This is a genomic window from Micromonospora sp. NPDC085948 (assembly GCF_040686315.1).
Lineage (GTDB): Bacteria > Actinomycetota > Actinomycetes > Mycobacteriales > Micromonosporaceae > Micromonospora.
The window spans coordinates 67845-87142 of sequence record NZ_JBFBJW010000021.1 but is presented as its reverse complement, the minus strand read 5'-3'; the positions used below and the strand labels follow the sequence as shown (position 1 = coordinate 87142).

The following is a 19298-nucleotide window of genomic DNA, read 5'->3' as shown; positions in this document are numbered from 1 at the left end:
GTAGCGCGGTGCGCCCGCGTTGCGTGTCCTTGCGCGGTGCGCCCGCGTTGCGTGTCCTTGCGCGGTGCGCCCGCGTTGCGTGTCCTTGCGCGGTGCGCCCGCGTTGCGTGTCCTTGCGCGGTGCGCGCGTTGCGTGTCCTTGCGCCCTGCGCCCGCGTTGCGTGTCCTTGCGCCCTGCGCCCGCGTTGCGTGTCCTTGCGCCCTGCGCCCGCGTTGCGTGTCCTTGCGCGGTGCGCCCGCGTCGCGCCGTCGCGCCGTCGCGCCGTCCCACCCTGCAAGATCGCGCAATATCGTGGTTGTAGTGGTGTCGGCACGTCAGTGAGGCCACTAAAACCAGGATCAAGCACGATCTCTCGTTAGAGAGCCTCAAGCCCCACCGAAGATCCGCGCAACATCAGCGATAGTGCTGCCTCTGGCGCCTCTGAGGCAGCACCATCCCGGAAGTTGCACGGATCTTGGTCACCGCCCCGGGGGAGGGGCGAGGGATGACGCCGGCACGGCGGGGGGCGCAGGCACGGGGGTGCATGGCGCGGGGACGCATGGCGCCGGCGCGGGGCACGGGGGCCGCGGGGCGTGCGGGCGTTCGGCGCGGGCGCTCGGCGCGGGGCACGGGGGCCGTGGGGGCGTGCGGGCGTGCGGGCGTTCGGCGCGGGCGCTTGGCGCGTGGCGTGCGGGCGTTCGGCGCGGGTGCACGGCTCGGGGCCGGAAATGCGGTGGCGCGGGCGTGGCTTCGGCGCGCAGGATGCGCGTGTGATTGAGGCGTACCCGATGCAGGTCCCTGTCCATGCGGCCACTGCCGGGCGTCGACAGCGGCCGATCCGGGGACGAGCCTCGATCCGGCACCGACGATCGTGAGCGGGGCGTTCCTGGCCGGTCTGGTGGCCGGCTACGGCGTCGCCATCCCCGTCGGCGCGATCGCGATCCTGATCCTGGGCCTGAGTGCGCGTACCTCGTTTCGGGTCGGTGCGGCGGCGGCGCTCGCGGTGGCGACGGCCGACGGGCTCTATGCGGCGGTCGCCGCGCTCGGTGGCGCCGGCCTGGCCGGATTCATCGGGCCGGTCGCCGGGCCGCTGCGGGTGGTTGCCGCCGTCGTCCTGCTGGGTCTCGCCGGGCACGGTCTGTGGCGGACCTGGTCCGCCCACCGCTCGCGGCAGACGCCGACGGCACCGGTCGGGCGTGGTTTGAGCACGCCCGGGCGGGCCTACGCGGCGTTGCTCGGGCTGACCCTGCTGAACCCGGCGACGGTGCTGTACTTCACCGCGCTGGTGCTCGGTCGTCGGGACACCGCCGACGCGGACCCGGGCGCGGTGGTGCTCTTCGTGGCGGGTGTGTTCCTTGCGTCGGCGAGTTGGCAGCTGGTCATCGCCGGCGGCGGCACCGTGGTCGGCCGGGCGCTGAGCAGCCCGCGCGGACGACTGGTCACCGGACTGGTCTCCAGTGCGTTGATCGCCGCGCTGGCAGTGGTCGCGCTGTTGCCGCGCTGAGCGGTCCCGCCCGAGGGCCCGCTCGCGTCCGTCGTGCCGTACGGTCGGGCGGTGAGCAGTCGACCAGCAGCCGGGGGCGGTCGGTGGGTCGAGGTCGACCCGGCCCGAATCGGCCGCTGGGTCGAGGGCTTCGCCGGCCGGCACGGCCCGCCCGACACGACCGTGCGGGAGTACGGCCTGCTGCTCACCGCCCCCGACGGATCGACCGCCGAGTTGTACGCCCCACCCGGTGCGCCGTCCAGCGACGACGTCCCCGGGTTCGTGGCCCACGCCGTCGCGCCCCGCCGGATCGGTCTGTTGCTGGCCCGCAAGGGCGCGGTGGCCGTCGGTGTGGCCGACGGTGCCGATCTTGTCGTCTCCAAGGTGGACACCCGGTACGTGCAGGGGCGCACCGCGGCGGGGGGATGGTCGCAGCACCGGTTCGCCCGGCGGCGCGACAACCAGGCGAAGGCGGCGCTGGGTGATGCGGCGGACCTGGCCGTACGGCTGCTGTTGCCGGAGGTGGCGGCGCTGACCGCGGTGGTCTGCGGCGGTGACCGGAAGGCGGTGGACACGGTGCTGACCGACCGGCGGTTGGCCCCGCTCGTGCCGCTGCGGGCCGAGCGGTTGCTCGACGTGCCGGAACCGCGCCACGCGGTGCTTGTCGCGGCGGTGGGTGCGGCCCGTGCGGTGTGGATCCGGTTGCGCGACCCGGCTCCCGAGTGACCTCGGCGCTCGACCGAGGGGAAACCGGCGTTCCTGGTGTGCTGCCGTGCGGCCGGTCCGAGGATGGGCGCATCGACGCGGTAACCCGTGACCGCAACACTCCCAGGGAGATCATCATGTCCGAGGCGCAGATCCTGCGTACCGTCCTCGACCGCTGGAAGTCCGCGGTCGACGCCCACGAGCCGGACCGGGTCGCGTCGTACTTCACCGAGGACGCGATCTTTCAGGGGCTGCGTCCGTACGCCGTGGGCCGTGTCGGGGTCGCCGCGTACTACGCCGGCCAGCCGCTCGGCCTGACCGCCGCCTACGAGATCCGGGAGACCCGGCGTCCCGCCGACGACCTGGTCCTCGGTTATCTGGAGGTCGAGTTCGGCTTCACCGACCGCCGGCCGCTGACGGTCCACCTCGGCGTGCTGCTGCGCCGGATCGGCGACGACTGGCTGATCAGTCACTACCAGGTGTCCCAGCTGAACTGACACGCCCGCGCCGCCCGCGCCGATCGGGGAGTTGTGGTGGACCCCATCCCGGGCACCACAACCGACTGATCGACGCGGACGGCGACCGGAGCGCGGGTCAGAGCTGGTCGGTGCCGAAGGTGTCGCAGGTCTTCGGGTCGCCGCTGTCGAAGCCCTGCTGGAACCAGCGTTGCCGCTGCTCAGAGGTGCCGTGGGTGAACGAGTCCGGGTTGACCTTCCCGCCGGAGCGTTCCTGGATGCTGTCGTCGCCGATCGTCTCGGCGGCCTTCAGCGCCTCGGTGATGTCGCCCGGGGTGATCGAGGTGAAGAGCGGTTCCTGGCCGGTCTTGTCCTTGGTCTCGGTGGCGTGCTTGGCCCAGGAGCCGGCGTAGCAGTCGGCCTGCAACTCCAGCCGCACGGAGGCGGAGCGGGGGCCGCTCTGGTCGCCCTGGCCGGCCTTGGCGTTGGTGCCGAGCAGGTTCTGGATGTGGTGTCCGTACTCGTGGGCGAGCACGTAGGGCTGGGCGAACTCGCCCTTCGCGCCGAACCGGGAGGCCAGCTCCTCGTAGAAGCTCAGGTCGATGTAGACCTGCCGGTCGGCGGGGCAGTAGAACGGGCCGACGCCCGAGTCGGCCTGGCCGCAGCCGGTGCTCACGGCGGCCTGGAAGTAGTTGGTGTCGGTGGGCTCGTACTTTCCGTTGCCCAGCTCCGGGTACGCCGTCTGCCAGTAGGCCTGGATGCTGTTGACGAAGGCCAGGTTGCGGCAGCGGAGGTCGTCGAAGCGCTGCGGGTTGTCACGCGAGCACAGCTGCGACAGGTCGGTGCCGCCGGCCTGCCCCCCGCCCTCGTCGCCGTTGGTCATCGCGTTCAGGCCGAACCCGCCGCCGAGCAGCGCGACGAGCACCGCCACCACGATGCCGATGATGCCGCCCCGGCCGCCGCCCCCGGGGATCGGGATGCCGAAGCCACCGCCCCCGCCGCCCCGACCCCGGTCGTTGACCTGGGAGGTGTCGAGTTCGGCCCGCTCGTTGAGTTCCATACTGACCCCGATCGCCGTATGCGCTGAATGTCGTGTGAAAGTCGTTGTGTCGGTTGCGTGCCGGACGGGGTCCGGACAGCGCTTTCGGTACCCGATGATCTTGATCGGTAATCCGGGCGGACCCTCCGGCGGCGCCCGGTACACTTGTCGGGTGCTGCGCTGCGAAGGCTGAACCGCCCCGCGCCGTCGGGCCCCTTGAGCCCGCCGGCCGTTTCGCGTGCCCCGAGTCAGCCTTCCAGACCCCGAGAGCGAGCCCGAAAACATGATCACAGCCACCGGCCTGGAACTGCGTGCCGGTTCCCGGATCCTGCTGTCCGACACCACCCTGCGCGTGCAGCCGGGAGACCGGATCGGCCTGGTCGGTCGCAACGGCGCCGGCAAGACCACCACGCTCAAGGTGCTCGCCGGCGAGGGGCAGCCGTACTCCGGCCAGATCGACGCGCGCAGCGCCATCGGCTACCTCCCGCAGGACCCGCGCACCGGCGACCTGGAGGTCACCGGCCGCGACCGGGTGCTCTCCGCGCGCGGCCTGGACGTCCTGATGTCCCAGATGCAGGAGATCGAGGCACGCCTCGCCGACGACGCCAGCGACAAACTGGTCCGCCGCTACGGCGCGCTGGAGGACCAGTTCGCCGCGCTCGGCGGGTACGCGGCCGAGGCCGAGGCCGCCCGCATCTGCGCCAACCTCGGGCTGCCCGACCGGGCGCTCGCGCAGACCATCGGCACCCTCTCCGGCGGTCAGCGCCGCCGCATCGAGTTGGCCCGGATCCTGTTCCGCGACGCGGGCGAGAACGGCGGCGGCATCCTGCTGCTCGACGAGCCGACGAACCACCTCGACGCCGACTCGATCACCTGGTTGCGCGGCTTCCTCGCCAACCACAAGGGCGGCCTGATCGTGATCTCCCACGACGGCGCGCTGCTGGAGTCGGTGGTCAACAAGGTCTGGTTCCTCGACGCCACCCGATCCGTGGTCGACGTCTACAACCTGGGCTGGAAGGCGTACCTGGAGGCGCGCGAGACCGACGAGCGGCGTCGCCGTCGGGAGCGGGCCAACGCGGAGAAGAAGGCCGGCGCGTTGATGGCGCAGGCCGACAAGATGCGGGCCAAGGCCACCAAGACCGTGGCCGCGCAGAACATGGCCCGCCGTGCCGAGAAGCTGATCTCCGGCCTGGAGGAGGTGCGGGTCGCCGACCGGGTGGCCAAGGTGCGTTTCCCCAACCCCGCGCCGTGCGGCAAGACCCCCCTCACCGCGACCGGCCTGTCCAAGTCGTACGGCTCGCTGGAGATCTTCACCGACGTCAACGTCGCGGTGGACCGGGGCTCCCGGGTGGCCATCCTCGGGCTCAACGGCGCCGGCAAGACCACCCTGCTGCGGATGCTCGGCGGGCTGCTCACCCCGGACACCGGCGAGGTGCACGCGGGTCACGGCCTGCGGCTGGGCTACTACGCCCAGGAGCACGAGACCCTCGACGTGGAGCGGACCGTGCTGGAGAACATGCGCGCCGCCGCCGTCGAGCAGTCCGACACCGACCTGCGCAAGATCCTCGGCGCGTTCCTCTTCTCCGGCGACGACGTGAACAAGCCGGCCGGGGTGCTCTCCGGTGGCGAGAAGACCCGGCTGGCCCTGTCCACCCTGGTCTGTTCCGGTGCCAACGTGCTGCTGCTCGACGAGCCGACGAACAACCTCGACCCGGTCAGCCGGGAGCAGGTGCTCGACGCCATCGCCAACTATCCGGGCGCGATCGTCCTGGTCACCCACGACCCGGGCGCGGTGCTCGCGCTCAAGCCGGACCGCGCGATCCTGCTGCCCGACGGCGACGAGGACGCCTGGAGCGACGACCTGCTCGAGCTGGTCGAGCTGGCCTGACCGGCGTCGCCTCCGGGCGCGCCGCAGCCGAGCAGGTCGAGGTCCGCAACCGGGCGCGGCGAGGTTCTCAGCCGAGTAGGTCGACCAGCCGGCCCAGCACGCCGGAGCTGACCAGGATCACCACCCCGACGCCGACGAAGATCGCCGGCACCAGCCAGTGGCCCGCGCGTTCGACCAGCCGGACCACGCGGGGGTGCCCGCCCAGCCACGCGCCGGCGGCGCACCACAGGGCGACCAGCAGCACGAACACCAGCAGGAAGATCGCGCTGTCGGCCAGGCCGAGGGCACGGAAGACGGGTACGTAGACGGCCACGTTGTCGGCGCCGTTGGCGATCGTCACCCCGGCCACCCCGAGCAGGCCGGTGACGACGGTGGGGGTCTCGTCGTCGTCGGAACCCCGTAGCGCGCGTACGCCCAGCGCGATCGGCAGCAACCCGAGCAGCCCCGTCCACGGGTCCGGCACCACCAGCAGGCCCGCCGCGACCACCGCGCTGGCCAGCGCGAGCGCGCCGATGCCCAGGTATTGGCCGGCGACAATCTGCCAGGGTCGGGGCCGACCGGTGGTGCGGGCCGCGACGAAGAACAGAGTCAGGATGACGATGTCGTCGATGTCGGTGGCGGCGAAGACCACTGCCGCTCCGGCCGCGGTGCCCAACAGGTCGATCACGACCGAAGGCTACGGGTCGCCGGCGGCCGCCGGCACACGGCATTGGTACGCCCGGACACCACGCCGCGTCGATTGCCAGGATCACTCTATCGGGAAGCTGACATTGCATAGCGTGTCGGTTGGCGAAGAGTTGATATCTGGCGCATGATCGTTCGAGGCGGTCTAATAGGTGGGACCGTATCCGAACCGCACAGTCTGGGACGTGAGGACACAGCATGGCAGCCACTGGCACAGCCACCAGCACTGAGAAGGGTCGCCGGATCGTCGGAGCCGAGCGTCAGACGCTCGCCAAGGACCTGGTAAAGCGGTACACGTCGGGGGAGAGCATCCGCGCGTTGGCGGCCTCGACCGGCCGTTCCTACGGGTTCATCCACCGAGTGCTCACCGAGTCAGGGGTGCAGCTGCGTCAGCGCGGCGGTGCCCGGCGCCGCAAGAAGGCGTGACCCGCCTCCCCGCGTCGTCGACAAGCGCCACGCCCCGGACCGCCCGGTGACCACCGAGGCGACCGGGGTTCGGTTGACCTGCGACGGGCCGGTCGCCACGGTGACGTTGTGCCGGCCCGACGTGCTCAATGCGCAGACGCCTGCCATGTGGCGGGCGATGAGCGACTTCTCCCGTGAGCTGCCCGGTGACGTGCGGGTGGTGGTGGTCCGGGGCGAGGGGCGTGCGTTCTCCGCCGGCCTCGACCTCGCGGTGGCTGGCGCTTCCGGCCCCGGCTCCTTCGCGGAGCTGGCCACGCTGCCCGAGCAGGAATGCGCCGAGCGCATCGCGGAGTTCCAGGCTGGCTTCACCTGGCTGCACCGGCCGGACGTCATCTCCGTCGCCGCTGTGCAGGGCCACGCGATCGGCGCCGGCTTCCAGCTCGCGCTCGCCTGCGATCTGCGCGTGCTGAGCACGGACGCGAAGCTGTCGATGGCTGAGGTGACCCTCGGCCTGGTGCCCGACCTGGCCGGCACGAAGCGTCTCGTGGAGCTGGTCGGCTACGCACGGGCACTGGAGATCTGCGCGACCGGCCGCCGGTTGGACGCCGCCGAGGCGGACCGGATCGGGCTGGCGACCCTGGTGGTGCCACCGGCCGAGGTGGATGGCGCGGTCCAGGACCTGACCGCCGGGTTGCTCGCCGGAGCCCGCGACGCGGTGGTGGAGATCAAGGCACTGCTGGTGGGTGCGGCCGGGCGGTCGCACGCCGACCAGCAGCGCGCCGAGCGGGAGGCGCAGACCCGCCGACTGCGCGATCTGGCTGGCCAGGGAGAATAGGTAAGGACCGGCCGGGAAGATCCAGGTTACGACCGAGGTTGTCACAGCTGTCGGGAGAATTGGCCTGACGGTGCAGTCCGCCCGACGACCCCGGAGGTGAGCGATGTCCAACCCGATGTCCGGCGGTGGCATGGCCGGGTGGAGCATGCTCCGGTCGATGCGCAACAGCGACGAGGTCTCCACCCATCGGCTCAAGCGCGGGGTCGCCCGACGCATCGTGGCCTTCGCCCAGCCCTACCGGCGCGACATCATCGTCTTCCTGGTCACCGTGGTCCTGGCCGCCGTCATCGGCGTGGCCACACCGGTGCTCGCCGGCGACGTCATCAACGCGATCAACCGGGGCGGCACCGAGGCCGGCCGGCTCGTGGTGCGGCTGGCCCTGTTCATCGCCGCGCTGGCGGTCGCCGACGCGCTGCTCTCGCTGGCCCAGCGGTGGTATTCGGCCCGGATCGGCGAGGGCATCATCTTCAACCTGCGCACCCGGGTCTACGACCACGTGCAGCGGATGCCTCTGCAGTTCTTCACGCGTACCCAGACCGGCGCCCTGGTCAGCAGGCTCAACAACGACGTGCTGGGCGCCCAGCGGGCGTTTACGTCGACGTTGTCCGGCGTGGTCAGCAACGTCATCCAACTCGTGCTCACCGCCGCGGTGATGTTCACCCTCTCCTGGCAGATCACCGCGCTCTCGCTGGTGCTGCTGCCGATCTTCATCATCCCGGCCCGACGGGTGGGGCGGCGGCTGGCCGACATCACCCGTGAGTCGTACAACCTCGATGCCAAGATGAACGCGACAATGACCGAGCGGTTCGGGGTGGCCGGCGCGCTGCTGGTGAAGCTCTTCGGCCAGCCCGAGATCGAGGCCCGTCGGTTCGCCGACCGGGCCGAGCGGGTGCGGGACATCGGCATCCAGTCCGCCATGTATTCCCGTACGTTCTTCGTCGCGATGCTGCTGGTCGCCTCACTGGCGCAGGCGCTCACCTACGGCCTCGGTGGCTGGCTCGCCGTGACCGGCGGCGTCAGCGCAGGCACCGTGGTGACCCTCGCGCTGCTGCTGACCCGCCTGTACGGTCCGCTCACCGCGCTCTCCAACGTGCGGGTGGACGTGATGAGCGCGCTCGTCTCGTTCGACCGGGTCTTCGAGGTGCTCGACCTCAAGCCGGGCATCGTGGAGAAGCCCGACGCGGTGGCGGTGCCCCGGGGCGCCGGCCGGGTCGCCTTCCGGGACGTCCGGTTCCGCTACCCGAGCGCCGCCGAGATCTCCCTCGCCTCCCTGGAGGAGGTCGCCACGCTCGACCGCACCGTCAACGAGCCGGTTCTCAAGGGCGTCTCGTTCAGCGTCGAGCCGGGGCAGATGGTCGCCCTCGTCGGCCCGTCCGGCGCCGGCAAGTCGACGCTGTCGATGCTCATCTCCCGGATCTACGACGTCACCGACGGGCAGGTGCTCGTCGGTGGCGTGGACGTGCGGGACGCGACCCTCGCCTCGCTGCGTGACGAGATCGGCGTCGTCACCCAGGATTCGCACCTGTTCCACGAGACGATCGCCGAGAACCTGCGGTACGCCAAGCCGGACGCCACCGACGACGAGATCTGGGCCGCCCTGGCCGGGGCGCAGGTGGCTGATCTGGTCCGGGCGCTGCCCGACGGTCTGGATACCACGGTGGGGGAGCGCGGCTACCGGTTCTCCGGTGGCGAGAAGCAGCGCATCGCCATCGCCCGTCTGCTGCTCAAGGCCCCGTCGGTCGTGATCCTCGACGAGGCGACCGCACACCTGGATTCGGAGAGCGAGGCGGCGGTGCAGCGGGCGCTGTCGGTGGCGCTGGCCGGACGTACCGCGTTGGTGATCGCGCACCGGCTCTCCACCGTGCGCGACGCCGACCAGATCCTGGTCCTCGACGGCGGACGGATCGTCGAGCGCGGGCGGCACGACGAGTTGGTCGCGGTCGGCGGGCTCTACGCCGAGCTGTACCGGACCCAGTTCGCGGTCGCCGACTCGCCCACCCCGTTCGTCGACGCGACCGGCCCCGAGCCGGTGGTCATGCCCCTGGGCACGTACCGCGCCGACGAGGTGCTGCCACCGGCCGCCGCCAACTGACGGTTGCGGGACTGCTCGGCTCAGTCCGCCACGAAGGCCGCGATGGTGCTGGCCAGCGGCGTGCAGGCGAACGCAGCGTAGGCGGCGACGAGAGCGGTGGAGGCGACGCACCACCGGTACCGGGTCGCCGGGCAGCGGCGGCGCGTCGCCACCAGCACACCGACCCCGACCACCGCGAGCAGGATGCCGGGCACCGGCCCGAGCAGGGTGAGGTAGAAACCGGGCACGCCGAGCAGCCAGCCCGGCACGATGAAGGTCCAGGTCGGCGGGTACGGCCGGGGTGCCCACAGATAGGGCACGACGGCCGCGGCGAGGTAGGCCGCCACGGTGTACAGCTGGATGCCGACAAGCGTGCGGATCGGCGCGGTGGACGCCTCGGTGGGGGTCTCGAGGGTCGAGACCTGGGCCGTGCCGGCGGGAACATCCGTCATTGTCGCTCCACTGTGGCGGGATCGTGGTCTGCGCCGAGGGTAGGTGTGCCCGTGCCGCCCGACAAGCTCGTCGCGGACCGCTCGTCAGAACGCCGCCACCCGCAGCTCGGCGAAGGCCAGGCCCAGGGTGACCGGCGTGAAGTGCGCGTTCAGGCCGCTCGGGTTGGGTAGCACCCACAGTCGGGCGCCGGCCAGCAGCTCCGACTGCGGCCCGAAGGTGGCCTTCGGCCGTTGAAAACCGATCCGGTACGCGGTCACCCCCACCACCGCCACCCAGCGCGGCCGGTACCGGGACACCTTCTCGGTGAGGATCGCCGCGCCGGCGAGAAGTTCCTCCGTGCTCAGCTCGTCCGCGCGGGCGCTGGCCCGGGCCGCCATGTTGGTGATGCCGAGCCCGAGCGCGGGCAGCTCGGCCTGTTCGCTCGGGTGCAGCAGCCGGGGGGTGAACCCGCCCCGGTGCAGGGCGGGCCAGAACCGGTTGCCGGGCCGGGCGAAGTGCCAGCCCGTCGCGGCCGACCAGAGGCCCGGGTTGATGCCGACGAAGAGCACCGCCAGCCCCGGCGCGAGCACGTCGGGAATCGTCCGATCGGCTGCCGCCGCCAGGTCCGCGCGGCTCGGCCGGGCCGTCCCGGGCGTCACCGCACGCGCGTCGCCGGCCCCGTCGGGGGTCACAGCCCGCGCAGCGCGCCGCCGTCCACCGGCAGGGTGATCCCGGTGAGGTAGCTCGCGGCGGGGGAGAGCACGAACGCGGCCACCCGGCCGAACTCGGCGGGGTCGCCGAGGCGGCGCAGCGGGATGCTGGCCTCCGCGGCGGCCCGGGCCTGCTCCGGGTCGCCGGTCGCGGCGAAGAGCTCCCGGTTGCGGTCGGTCAGGATCCGGCCGGGCAGCAGCCCCACCACCCGGACGCCGCGCGGGCCGTAGTCGTCGGAGATGTCCTTGGCCGCACCGACCAGGCCGGGCCGGAGACCGTTGGAGATGCCCAGGCCGGGGACCGGGCCGCGAGCCGAGGTGGAGAGCACCAGCCCGATCGCACCACCCGAGGGCAGCGCGGCGGCGATCGTGCGGACCGCGCGGATGGTGCCCAGGAAGACCGTTTCGAAGGAGAGCCGCCACTGCTCGTCGCTGATCGCCGCGGCGTTCCCCGCCGGTGGGCCGCCGACCGAGATCAGTGCGCCGTCGAGCCGGCCGAAGTGCTCCTGGGCGGCGGCGACGAGCTGCCCCGGGGTCTCCGGGTCGGTCAGGTCAGCGGTCACCCCGACGGCGTGCTCGGGACCACCCAGCCGCTGCGCGGCGGCGGCCACGGCATCCGGGTCCCGGGCCGACAGCACCACCCGCGCACCGTCGGCTACCAGGCTCTGCGCGGTCGCGTAACCCAGACCGCGGGAGGCGCCGGTGAGGACGTACACGCGGTCGGTCAGTCCGAGGTCCATGACTCCGATCCTGCCGCATCCGGCACACCGTCGCCGCGAGGGGTGGGTGGGCGCGGCGCGGGGCGCAGCAGACGTACCCGGCCGGCGATCTGCACCGCGACGGCGCCGCCGGCGCGGCCCACCGCCGGCACCCGGCGCGGACGCGGCGTCCGCAGCCCGTCGTAGCGCAGGCGCGCCTCCCGAACAGCCAACTCCTCGGCGGCCACCGGGGGGAGCACCCGCTGGTCGCGCAACGCACGGGCCAGGTCCCAACCGTCGCGCAGTGAGCCGGCGGTGGGTCGCCGGGCGGCCCAGTCGGCGAAGGTGGTCGACCACCCGGCACCGAGACCGGTGGCGAGCAGTGGCCAGTGCCGGGCCACCTCGCCGGCCCGCTTGCGCAGCAGGGCCGCGCGGGTGGCGGCCAGCGGGCCGGGTGCGAACCCCGCCGGTGGCGCACCCCCGGCGACCAGCGCCGCGACCAGTTCGGCCTGTCGCTCGGCGAGCCCCGCGCGGGGCGTGGCGTCGCCGTCGGGTGCGCCCGTCATGTCACGGCCGGAAAGCCCGCCGCGGCGGCCAGGGCGTCCAGTTCGGCGCGGAGTTCGGCGGCCGGCGGGTAGTGGCCGTCGCGTTCCAGCAGCAGCGCCGGCGGTCGCCGTCGGGCGCAGAGCGCCTCGACCAGCTCCAGCACCGCCGACGGCACCGGGTCGGTGTGGGTGTCGTGGTAGAAGCCGCCGTGCTCCGCGCCGCCGGCCACGTGGACGTACGCGACCCGCTCCAGCGGCAGCCGGTCCAGCAACGCCAGCGGGTCGGCGCCCCGGTTGCGAGCGTTGGCGTGCACGTTTGCCACGTCCAACAGCAGCAGCGCCCCGGTCCGGTCGAGGATCTCGGTGAGGAAGTCCGCCTCGTCCAGCTCGTCGTCGGGCCAGTCGAGCAACGCGGCGATCGGTTCCAACGCGATCGGCACCGGAAGCTCGGCCTGTGCCCGCGCCACGTTGGCGCAGACCGCGTCGACGGCTTCCCGGCTGCGCGGCAGCGGCAGCAGGTGGCCGGCCTCCAGACCGCCCGCCCGGACGAACGCGATGTGCTCGCTGACCAGCGGCGCCTCGACACGCTGCGCCACCGCGGCCAGGTGGGCGACCCGGGCCGGGTCGACCGGCTCCGCGCCGCCGAGGGAGAGCCGCACCCCATGCGGTACGACAGTCACCGCGCGTTCCCGTAGCTGCGTCAGGCCGGGCGGGAGTGGCCCGGTGGCGGGTATCCCCTCGGCCACCACCTCGACGAAGCGCAGCCCCGGCAGCTCGGCCACGAAGCCGGCGATCTCCGGACGCCAGCCGATGCCCACCCCGGACGGCCCGGTCATCCGCCGCACCCGCCGCCACCGCCGCAGCCGCCACCTCCACCACCGCAGGAGCCGCCGCCGGAGCTGTCGCCGCCGCCGGAGCTGTCGCCTCCGCCGCCCCAGCCGTCGGAGCCGCCCGTTGAGCCGCCGCTGCTGGAGATGGCCTGGCGCTGGATCTCGGCCTGCTCGGCGAAGCCCGGGTCGAGCGCCCAGAGCGAGGCGGTGCCGTACAGGGCCACGCCCATCGCCGCGCCGGCCGCTCCGTAGGTGGCGTAGGCAGGCGCGGAGGCGGGTTCGAGGTGGGTGTGCTGGCGGCGGACGTCGCGCAGCGCGGCGCGTCCGGCCCTTGTCTGCAGGGGTGCCCGGCGCAGCACCAGCACGATGATGAGTTGCGGGACCAGGGTCAGCAGCAGGTAACCGACCGGGTGACCGTTGACCAGGCCGGAGATCAACCGGAACACACCGAGGGCCAGCAGGACGGTCAGGAGCGCGATCAAGAAGCCGTAAACTTCCCGCTGCCGGTGGCTCGTCAGCAACCCGCGCTGCTCCAGGCCGTTGCGGAGCTGGTCCAGCGCGGAGCGTACGTGTCGGTGCTGCGGCAGGTCCCGGACCCGCGAGTGGTGGTGGGCGGCCCAGTGGATGCCTTGCTCCAGCGGGGTGAGCCCGGTCGGCGCGGCGCCGACGGTGGTCAGCCGACGGTCCGGTCGCACGGCGATCGCACCGCCGCCGCGCAGCCCGCCCAGCGCGGCGTTCACGGCGAGTCGGGGGCCACCATTGAGGTACGCGACCTCCTGCGGCCCGAGCGGATCGTGGGTGGTCCGCCCGTGGGCGCTCAGCGGGCGGATCCGGTGGTAGGCCACGACCGCCAGCGCCACGGCGGCTGCCATGAGGTAGTACCGGAGGAAGGTCGGGCCGGGGATGCCCCAGGTGTCGCTCGACGCGGCGTTGACGATCACTGACTGCTCCTGTCGCCGGAGGGATCGGCGGCCCCATTGTGGAGCAGCGTCGCCACGGTCGGCGGACCGGTGCCCACGCGGTCAGGGACGGCGAACGGCCTCCTCGACGAGGTCGAGCACCGGCCCCAGGTCACCGGCCGGTCGGCCCATCGCCAGGTGCAGCACCAGGCCGTCGTAGGCCAGCTCCAGGAACTGGGCCAGCACGTCGATCGGGACGTCCTCGCGCAACACTCCGGCGTCACGCTGGCGCGCCAACCGGTCGCGGGTCGCCTCGGCGATCGCGGCGGACCGCTCGGCCCAGCGCTTGGCGAACGCCGGGTCGGTGCGCAGCCGGCGCGAGACCTCCAGTTGGCTGCCCAGCCAGCCGGTGGTGTCCGGCGACATGGCCCGGGCGAGCAGATCGCGCATCACCTGCACCAGCCCGTTGCGGGCCACCGTCTCCACCATGGCGGCGGCGTCGTCCTCGGCGACGGCCAGGAAGAGTGAGTCCTTGTCGCGGAAGTGGTGGAAGATGGCGCCACGGGACAGGCCGGTGGCCTCCTCGAGGCGGCGTACGGTCGCTCCCTCGTAGCCGAGCCGGGCGAAACACGCCCGTGCGGCGGCGAGGATCTCCTGCCGGCGCGCGTCGAGCTGGTCCTGGCTTACTCTGGGCACGCGTCGATCGTCGCAGGTCACCCCGGGGGCGTGCAAACCGTACGTACGGCTTGGAATGCCCCCGTCTACCATCGCCCGGTGACCCTGCCCCGCCCCGTGCCCACCGCCCCGCTGACCGTGGCCGCCATCCAGGCCACGCCCGCGCCGGGAGACGTCGCCGGAAACGCGGTCGCCGCCGCCGACCTGGTTCGCCGAGCCGCCGACCGGGGCGCCCGGGTGGCCGTCCTGCCGGAGCTGTTCCTCTGCGCGTACCACCCGCCGACCCTCGCCGCCGACCCGGCCGGCACGGACGTCACGGCCGACCCGGGCGGAATGGTCGCGGATCCCCGCCTCGACCCGCTGCGCGCCGCGGCCCGCGAGGCCGGCGTCACCGTGCTGGTCGGTGTCGCCGCCCGACACCCGGACGGCCGGCGGACCATCGCCGCGCTGGTGGTCGACCGGACCGGCGCGATCCGGGTCGGCTACGACAAGCAGCAACTCTGGGGCGACGAACGCGACCTGTTCAGCGCCGGCGACCGGGGTGCCACGCTGCTCGTCGACGACTGGCGGCTCGGCCTCGGCATCTGCTACGACGGCTGTTTCCCGGAGCACGGCCGGGCCGCCGCCCTCGACGGCGCGCACGCCTACCTGTGCCCCAGCGGATACCTGGCCGGCTCCGAGCACCGCCGCGACCTCTACTACGCCGCGCGAGCACTGGACAACACGATGTTCGTGGTCTTCGCCAACGCGGTCGGCGGCGTCGACCCGTGGCGGTTCAACGGCGGCGCGGCGATCTACGACCCGCAGGGACGGGTGCTGGACCGGGGTGCCGACGACGGTACGGCGGTGCTGGTGGCGACGTTGGACCCGACCGTGCTCGCGGCCACCCGGTCGGCCCATTCGATGCTCGCCGACCGGCTCGCGGACCAGGGCGGCCCCCGGTCGTCGATGTCCGGCTGAGCACATCGTCAGGTCGGTACCCGCTGCATCTGTTGGCGGACACATCGGTCCCGTAGGGTGCCCGAGTGCCACTGCTCCTGCTGGACCTGGACAACACCCTGCTGGATCGGGCCGGGCCGTTCCGCCGCTGGGGTGAGCGCTTCCTGGACGGCATCGGCGCGCCCCCCAGCGACATCGAATGGCTGGTCTCGATCGACGCCGACGGGTTGACCGACCGCTGGGATCTCGCCGACGCGATCCGGGACCGCTACGAGCTGCGCATCCCCTCGATCGACCTGGTGGAGGAGCTGCACGACGGGGTGGTGGCGCAGACCCGGCTCGACCCGCTCACCGCCTGCGCGCTGCGGATCGCCGACGACGCCGGCTGGGTGCCGGTGGTGGTCTGCAACGGCACGGTACGTGTCGACGACGCCAAGATTCGCCGGACCGGCCTGGACCGCTACGTCGCGGACTGGGTGATCTCCGAGGAGTGCGGGGTCAGCAAGCCCAACCCGCGGATCTTCGCGCTCGCCGCCCAGCGGGTCCGGATGTCGCTGCGCGGCGCCTGGGTGGTCGGCGACAGCCCGGAGGCGGACATCGGTGGCGCCGCCGCGGTCGGGCTGCCCAGCGTCTGGCTGCACCGCGGGCGCTCCTGGTCGGACGTCCGGTTCGCGCCCAGCCGCACCGCGGACGGGCTGATCGCCGCGGTCGCCACCATCCTCGCCCGCTGAACGCCCGCCGTGCGCGCCCGCCTCGCGCGCCCGCCCCAAGATTCGCGCAACATCCCCGATGTTGCTGCCTCGGGACGCGCGGAGGCGGCAACATCCCCGATGTTGCTGCCTCGGATCCCGGTCGGGCGGCGCGTGGGCGGTGTCCGGGAGTAATTCGATTGACCCGCCGACGGGCTGCGGCGAGCATTGTCCGCGCATGGTGCATCCCGGGCGTGTGCCCGGTCGAGGGAGAAGGAGGTCGGCCATGGCCGTCGTCGCCTTTCGCTGTCAGCTGCCTTCTTCAGCCTCGACCAAGGGAATCTCACCACAGTGCGCGATCACGACCTTCCGGCGCTGGAGCGCCGGAGCCGCGGCAAGAGCCGCTTCGACGACGACGAACCGCAGTTTCTGAAGCGCGGGCGGCACACCGAGCCGCCCGCGGACCCGGACAGCGCCCCTGACCCGGACACCGGCGAACGCTGGTCGTCCTGGGACGACGCCGTCCACGGACCCCAGCCGCACCCGGGCTGGCTGATCACCGAGCTGGCCGCCAAGGACACCGAGTTGGGTGTGCTGAAGACCGGCAAGGAGGCGGACGTCCACCTGGTCCGCCGGGCCGTACCCGACACCGACAGGTCCTGCCTGTTGGCGGTCAAGCGCTACCGCGAGCCTGAGCACCGCCTGTTCCACCGGGACGCCGGCTATCTGGAGGGCCGCCGCGTGCGCCGCTCCCGGGAGAACCGGGCCATGGCCAGCCGGACGGCGTTCGGCCGGCAGATGATCGCCGGGCAGTGGGCCGCCGCCGAGTTCGCCGCCCTGGCCCGGCTCTGGGACATCAGCGCCGGGAACGACCGGATCGCCGTGCCGTACCCGGTGCAGTTGCGGGGCACCGAGCTGATGCTGGAGTTCGTCGGTGACGCCGAGTCGGGGGAGGCGGCGCCCCGGCTGGCACAACTGCGACCCGATCCGGCCGAGCTCCGCGACCTGTGGGGCCAGTTGGTGGAGGCGCTGCGGGTGCTGGCCCGTGCCGGCTACGCGCACGGCGACCTGTCGCCGTACAACCTGCTCGTGCACCGGGGCCGCCTGGTGGTGATCGACCTGCCGCAGGTGGTCGACGTGGTGGCGAACCCGCAGGGGCCGGAGTTCCTGGCCCGGGACGTGCGGGTGGTCAGCACCTGGTTCGCGGCCCGTGGCCTGCCCGCCGAGCAGGTCGACCCCGGCCTGTTGACAGGTGAGCTGCTGCACGAGGCGGGCCTGCGCTGATCGGAGCGGGTCGGGCGGCCGGGCCGCCCGACCCGCCGGGGTCACTGGAGGTAGCGCTCCACCTCGGGCTTGGGTCGTTCACCCTGTGCGTCCGGGTCGCCGTGGGTGTCCCGGGCTGCCCGCCTGCGGCGCAGGAGGTCCCAACACTGGTCGAGGGACTCCTCCAGGGCGCGCAGCCGCTCGCTGGTCTCGCCCTCGGTGCCCGACTCGTGGGCCTGGGCGTCCGCCCGCAGCTTGTGTTCCTCGTCGACCAGCTCGGTGATCCGGTTCAGGATGGTCTTGTCGTCCATGCTCCTGAGCCTGGCACAGCGGCCCTGGAAGCGCCGGGATTCGTACCCCTGTCGCGCGGCGGTCGTCGGCTGGACCACACCGACAACGGCGCGTCAATGTGCCGTTTTTCACGCTCAGTTCGGATTGTTTCACGCCCTGCTCATCATGGGGCGTCACCTGCGGGATTCTCGCGGATGGGCCGCGCCCGTCCGGATCAAAGGCGCAAATCGCTCGACCAACGCGAAAGTCTTCCCGGTCGGCGTCCTGGTGAAGCGGATTCGTGAATGGGATGCTCTGCCTGATGGTCACGCGCCATCGTTCCGAGGCAGCACGAAGCGACCCGCAGTGCGGTGCCACCGGAGAGGACGGACCCCCTGCAGGTGAATGATGACTGAGCCGACCACCCCGAGACGGCGTGGTCCACACGTGGCCACCCTCCGCCGCACGTTACCCGGGTTGCTCCGTGATCCACTGGGCACGCTGGTCGGCCTGGCCGACGCGTCGCCCGGGCAGGTCGTCCAGCTGAACCTCGGCACGATCCGGCCGTACCTGGTCACCGAGCCCGCACACGTCCAGTACGTGCTCCGCGACAACGCCGCCAACTACACCCGGGCCGGCGACAGCATGTTGTGGCAGTCGGTCAAGAAGCTCGGCGGTGACGGCATCCTCTCCGAGGGCCCGAAGTGGGAGGCGAGCCGCCGGCGGCTCCAGGTCCACTTCACCCCGAAACGGCTGGACGCCGCGGTGGGCGACCTGAGCGGGGCGATCAGCGATGCGGTCGACGAGCTGAACGTTCCGGCGCGCGACGGCGAACCGGTCGACGCGGCCAGCGAGATCTCCAGGATCATCTGCCAGGCCGTCGTCAGGGTCTTCTTCGGCAACCGGATCAGCGTCGCCGACGCCGTGCGGGTCGTCGCGGAACAGGACACCGTTGCCAACGCACTGCGTTTCCGGCTGCTCACCCCGTTCATGCCGGACGCCGTGCCGATGCCCGGCGACCGCGCCTTCCGGCAGGCGGTCCGGAACATCGACGACATTCTGCTGCCGCTGGTCACTGCCGCGCAAAACCAGGACGACGGCGGCGACGACATGGTCGCGTCGCTGGCCCGGGCCCGGGACGCGCATGGTCGCAAGCTCGACGAACAGCGGGTACGCGACGACCTGGTGTCGACGTTCGCCACCACGACCGAGACCACGTACGTCGTACTCACCTGGCTCTTCCCGCTGCTAGAGCAACGGCCCGACGTGGCCGCGCGGCTCTACGAGGAGATCGATCGTGTGGTCGGCCCCGGCGACGTGATCGACAAAAAGCAGCTCGACGAACTGCGCTACACCCGGATGGTGCTCGACGAACTCCTCCGCGTCTACCCGTCCGGCTGGTTGGTGCCCCGCACCGCGGTCGCTGACGACGTCATCGACGGCACCCGGGTCAAGGCCGGCAGCACGATCATCCTCAGTCCGTACGTGACCCAGCGGTTGGCCCGCTTCTGGGACCGGCCGGAGGTCTTCGAACCGGAACGCTTCGCGCCCGACGCTCCCCGGCGCGCCCACCGGTACGCCTACTACCCGTTCGGTGGCGGCGCCCACCAGTGCATCGGCCAGTACCTCTTCCAGCTTGAGGCGCCACTGATCGTGGCGACCCTGCTCAGCCGATTCCGATACCGGCTCTGCACGCCCGGGATGCCGTCGGCGAAGCTGGCCGCGTCGCTGCGACCAAGGGAACGCGTGCCGCTGCTGCTCACCCCCCATCGACAGCCGGCGCTGGCCTGAATGGTGGCACGA

Annotated in this window: 21 protein-coding genes; 11 read left to right on the top strand and 10 right to left on the bottom strand. The window is 72.5% G+C overall.

Annotation, left to right across the window (positions count from 1 at the left end):
* Positions 1 to 851: 851 nt before the first annotated feature.
* From AB0O48_RS33145 to AB0O48_RS33135, 3 genes are all read left to right on the top strand, one after another.
* The gene (locus AB0O48_RS33145; protein ID WP_357256090.1) at positions 852 to 1484 is read left to right on the top strand and encodes a LysE family transporter; all 633 of its coding nucleotides are present in this window, start codon (positions 852 to 854) and stop codon (positions 1482 to 1484) included.
* A gap of 51 nt (positions 1485 to 1535) precedes the next feature.
* Positions 1536 to 2189, top strand: a complete 654-nt coding sequence (locus AB0O48_RS33140) for an acVLRF1 family peptidyl-tRNA hydrolase (protein WP_357256092.1) — start codon at positions 1536 to 1538, stop codon at positions 2187 to 2189.
* A gap of 116 nt (positions 2190 to 2305) precedes the next feature.
* Entirely contained in the window at positions 2306 to 2665 is a 360-nt protein-coding gene (locus AB0O48_RS33135; protein WP_357573058.1) for a nuclear transport factor 2 family protein, read from the top strand.
* Positions 2666 to 2762: 97 nt separating this feature from the next.
* Here AB0O48_RS33135 and AB0O48_RS33130 read toward each other — a convergent pair whose 3' ends face one another.
* Positions 2763 to 3683, bottom strand: coding sequence for a neutral zinc metallopeptidase (locus AB0O48_RS33130; RefSeq protein ID WP_357256097.1), 921 nt, complete (start codon positions 3681 to 3683; stop codon positions 2763 to 2765).
* A 262-nt stretch (positions 3684 to 3945) separates the two neighbouring features.
* On the opposite strand from AB0O48_RS33130, the gene AB0O48_RS33125 reads away from it, so the two are divergent.
* A complete protein-coding gene (locus AB0O48_RS33125) occupies positions 3946 to 5550 on the top strand; it encodes an ABC-F family ATP-binding cassette domain-containing protein (RefSeq protein WP_357256099.1) in 1605 nt (534 codons plus the stop codon).
* 67 nt (positions 5551 to 5617) lie between these two features.
* Here AB0O48_RS33125 and AB0O48_RS33120 read toward each other — a convergent pair whose 3' ends face one another.
* Entirely contained in the window at positions 5618 to 6217 is a 600-nt protein-coding gene (locus AB0O48_RS33120; protein ID WP_357573057.1) for a cadmium resistance transporter, read from the bottom strand.
* 215 nt (positions 6218 to 6432) lie between these two features.
* Here AB0O48_RS33120 and AB0O48_RS33115 point away from each other — a divergent pair, with 215 nt between their 5' ends.
* The 3 genes from AB0O48_RS33115 to AB0O48_RS33105 all read left to right on the top strand — a co-directional run bounded on the left by AB0O48_RS33115 (position 6433) and on the right by AB0O48_RS33105 (position 9566).
* Positions 6433 to 6660, top strand: a complete 228-nt coding sequence (locus tag AB0O48_RS33115; protein ID WP_007462679.1) for a helix-turn-helix domain-containing protein — start codon at positions 6433 to 6435, stop codon at positions 6658 to 6660.
* A gap of 46 nt (positions 6661 to 6706) precedes the next feature.
* A complete protein-coding gene (locus tag AB0O48_RS33110) occupies positions 6707 to 7474 on the top strand; it encodes an enoyl-CoA hydratase/isomerase family protein (RefSeq protein ID WP_357256103.1) in 768 nt (255 codons plus the stop codon).
* A 115-nt stretch (positions 7475 to 7589) separates the two neighbouring features.
* Positions 7590 to 9566, top strand: a complete 1977-nt coding sequence (locus tag AB0O48_RS33105; protein ID WP_357256125.1) for an ABC transporter ATP-binding protein — start codon at positions 7590 to 7592, stop codon at positions 9564 to 9566.
* A 20-nt stretch (positions 9567 to 9586) separates the two neighbouring features.
* On the opposite strand, the gene AB0O48_RS33100 is transcribed toward AB0O48_RS33105, so the two are convergent.
* The 7 genes from AB0O48_RS33100 to AB0O48_RS33070 all read right to left on the bottom strand — a co-directional run bounded on the left by AB0O48_RS33100 (position 9587) and on the right by AB0O48_RS33070 (position 14355).
* Positions 9587 to 9997 (bottom strand): hypothetical protein, encoded by a 411-nt coding sequence (locus tag AB0O48_RS33100; RefSeq protein ID WP_357256105.1) that lies wholly within the window; start codon positions 9995 to 9997, stop codon positions 9587 to 9589.
* Between the two features lie 84 nt (positions 9998 to 10081).
* On the bottom strand, positions 10082 to 10669 hold the full coding sequence (gene mug, locus AB0O48_RS33095) for a G/U mismatch-specific DNA glycosylase (RefSeq protein WP_357256107.1): 588 nt from the start codon (positions 10667 to 10669) through the stop codon (positions 10082 to 10084).
* Entirely contained in the window at positions 10666 to 11427 is a 762-nt protein-coding gene (locus AB0O48_RS33090; protein WP_357256109.1) for an SDR family oxidoreductase, read from the bottom strand. The genes mug and AB0O48_RS33090 overlap by 4 nt, the downstream gene beginning before the upstream one ends.
* Positions 11412 to 11951, bottom strand: coding sequence for a hypothetical protein (locus tag AB0O48_RS33085; protein ID WP_365069818.1), 540 nt, complete (start codon positions 11949 to 11951; stop codon positions 11412 to 11414). Before AB0O48_RS33085 ends, AB0O48_RS33090 begins: the two co-directional genes overlap by 16 nt.
* On the bottom strand, positions 11948 to 12766 hold the full coding sequence (locus tag AB0O48_RS33080) for a DUF692 domain-containing protein (RefSeq protein ID WP_365069816.1): 819 nt from the start codon (positions 12764 to 12766) through the stop codon (positions 11948 to 11950). The genes AB0O48_RS33085 and AB0O48_RS33080 overlap by 4 nt, the downstream gene beginning before the upstream one ends.
* On the bottom strand, positions 12763 to 13701 hold the full coding sequence (locus tag AB0O48_RS33075; RefSeq protein WP_357573056.1) for a TIGR04222 domain-containing membrane protein: 939 nt from the start codon (positions 13699 to 13701) through the stop codon (positions 12763 to 12765). Before AB0O48_RS33075 ends, AB0O48_RS33080 begins: the two co-directional genes overlap by 4 nt.
* Before the next feature lie 81 nt (positions 13702 to 13782).
* Complete coding sequence (locus AB0O48_RS33070; RefSeq protein ID WP_365069814.1) at positions 13783 to 14355, bottom strand: helix-turn-helix domain-containing protein; 573 nt, start codon at positions 14353 to 14355, stop codon at positions 13783 to 13785.
* Between the two features lie 78 nt (positions 14356 to 14433).
* On the opposite strand from AB0O48_RS33070, the gene AB0O48_RS33065 reads away from it, so the two are divergent.
* The 3 genes from AB0O48_RS33065 to AB0O48_RS33055 all read left to right on the top strand — a co-directional run bounded on the left by AB0O48_RS33065 (position 14434) and on the right by AB0O48_RS33055 (position 17246).
* On the top strand, positions 14434 to 15294 hold the full coding sequence (locus AB0O48_RS33065; protein ID WP_365069812.1) for a carbon-nitrogen hydrolase family protein: 861 nt from the start codon (positions 14434 to 14436) through the stop codon (positions 15292 to 15294).
* A 65-nt stretch (positions 15295 to 15359) separates the two neighbouring features.
* Complete coding sequence (locus tag AB0O48_RS33060; RefSeq protein WP_357256121.1) at positions 15360 to 16004, top strand: HAD family hydrolase; 645 nt, start codon at positions 15360 to 15362, stop codon at positions 16002 to 16004.
* A gap of 309 nt (positions 16005 to 16313) precedes the next feature.
* Entirely contained in the window at positions 16314 to 17246 is a 933-nt protein-coding gene (locus tag AB0O48_RS33055) for an RIO1 family regulatory kinase/ATPase (protein ID WP_357256122.1), read from the top strand.
* A gap of 41 nt (positions 17247 to 17287) precedes the next feature.
* Here AB0O48_RS33055 and AB0O48_RS33050 read toward each other — a convergent pair whose 3' ends face one another.
* Positions 17288 to 17536 (bottom strand): DUF2630 family protein, encoded by a 249-nt coding sequence (locus tag AB0O48_RS33050; protein ID WP_357069883.1) that lies wholly within the window; start codon positions 17534 to 17536, stop codon positions 17288 to 17290.
* 436 nt (positions 17537 to 17972) lie between these two features.
* Between AB0O48_RS33050 and AB0O48_RS33045 the strand changes: the two genes are divergently transcribed.
* Positions 17973 to 19286 carry a cytochrome P450 gene (locus AB0O48_RS33045; protein ID WP_365069809.1) on the top strand — a complete coding sequence of 438 codons (1314 nt, stop codon included), beginning with the start codon at positions 17973 to 17975 and terminating at the stop codon, positions 19284 to 19286.
* Positions 19287 to 19298 lie beyond the last annotated feature (12 nt).

Bases quoted from the DNA above. Each gene is read 5' to 3' on its own strand.
- AB0O48_RS33135 (WP_357573058.1), top strand. From the start codon at position 2,306: ATGTCCGAGGCGCAGATCCTGCGTACCGTCCTCGACCGCTGGAAGTCC.
- AB0O48_RS33130 (WP_357256097.1), bottom strand. From the start codon at position 3,683: ATGGAACTCAACGAGCGGGCCGAACTCGACACCTCCCAGGTCAACGAC.
- AB0O48_RS33125 (WP_357256099.1), top strand. From the start codon at position 3,946: ATGATCACAGCCACCGGCCTGGAACTGCGTGCCGGTTCCCGGATCCTG.
- AB0O48_RS33115 (WP_007462679.1), top strand. From the start codon at position 6,433: ATGGCAGCCACTGGCACAGCCACCAGCACTGAGAAGGGTCGCCGGATC.
- AB0O48_RS33105 (WP_357256125.1), top strand. From the start codon at position 7,590: ATGTCCGGCGGTGGCATGGCCGGGTGGAGCATGCTCCGGTCGATGCGC.
- AB0O48_RS33100 (WP_357256105.1), bottom strand. From the start codon at position 9,997: ATGACGGATGTTCCCGCCGGCACGGCCCAGGTCTCGACCCTCGAGACC.
- AB0O48_RS33090 (WP_357256109.1), bottom strand. From the start codon at position 11,427: ATGGACCTCGGACTGACCGACCGCGTGTACGTCCTCACCGGCGCCTCC.
- AB0O48_RS33085 (WP_365069818.1), bottom strand. From the start codon at position 11,951: ATGACGGGCGCACCCGACGGCGACGCCACGCCCCGCGCGGGGCTCGCC.
- AB0O48_RS33080 (WP_365069816.1), bottom strand. From the start codon at position 12,766: ATGACCGGGCCGTCCGGGGTGGGCATCGGCTGGCGTCCGGAGATCGCC.
- AB0O48_RS33050 (WP_357069883.1), bottom strand. From the start codon at position 17,536: ATGGACGACAAGACCATCCTGAACCGGATCACCGAGCTGGTCGACGAG.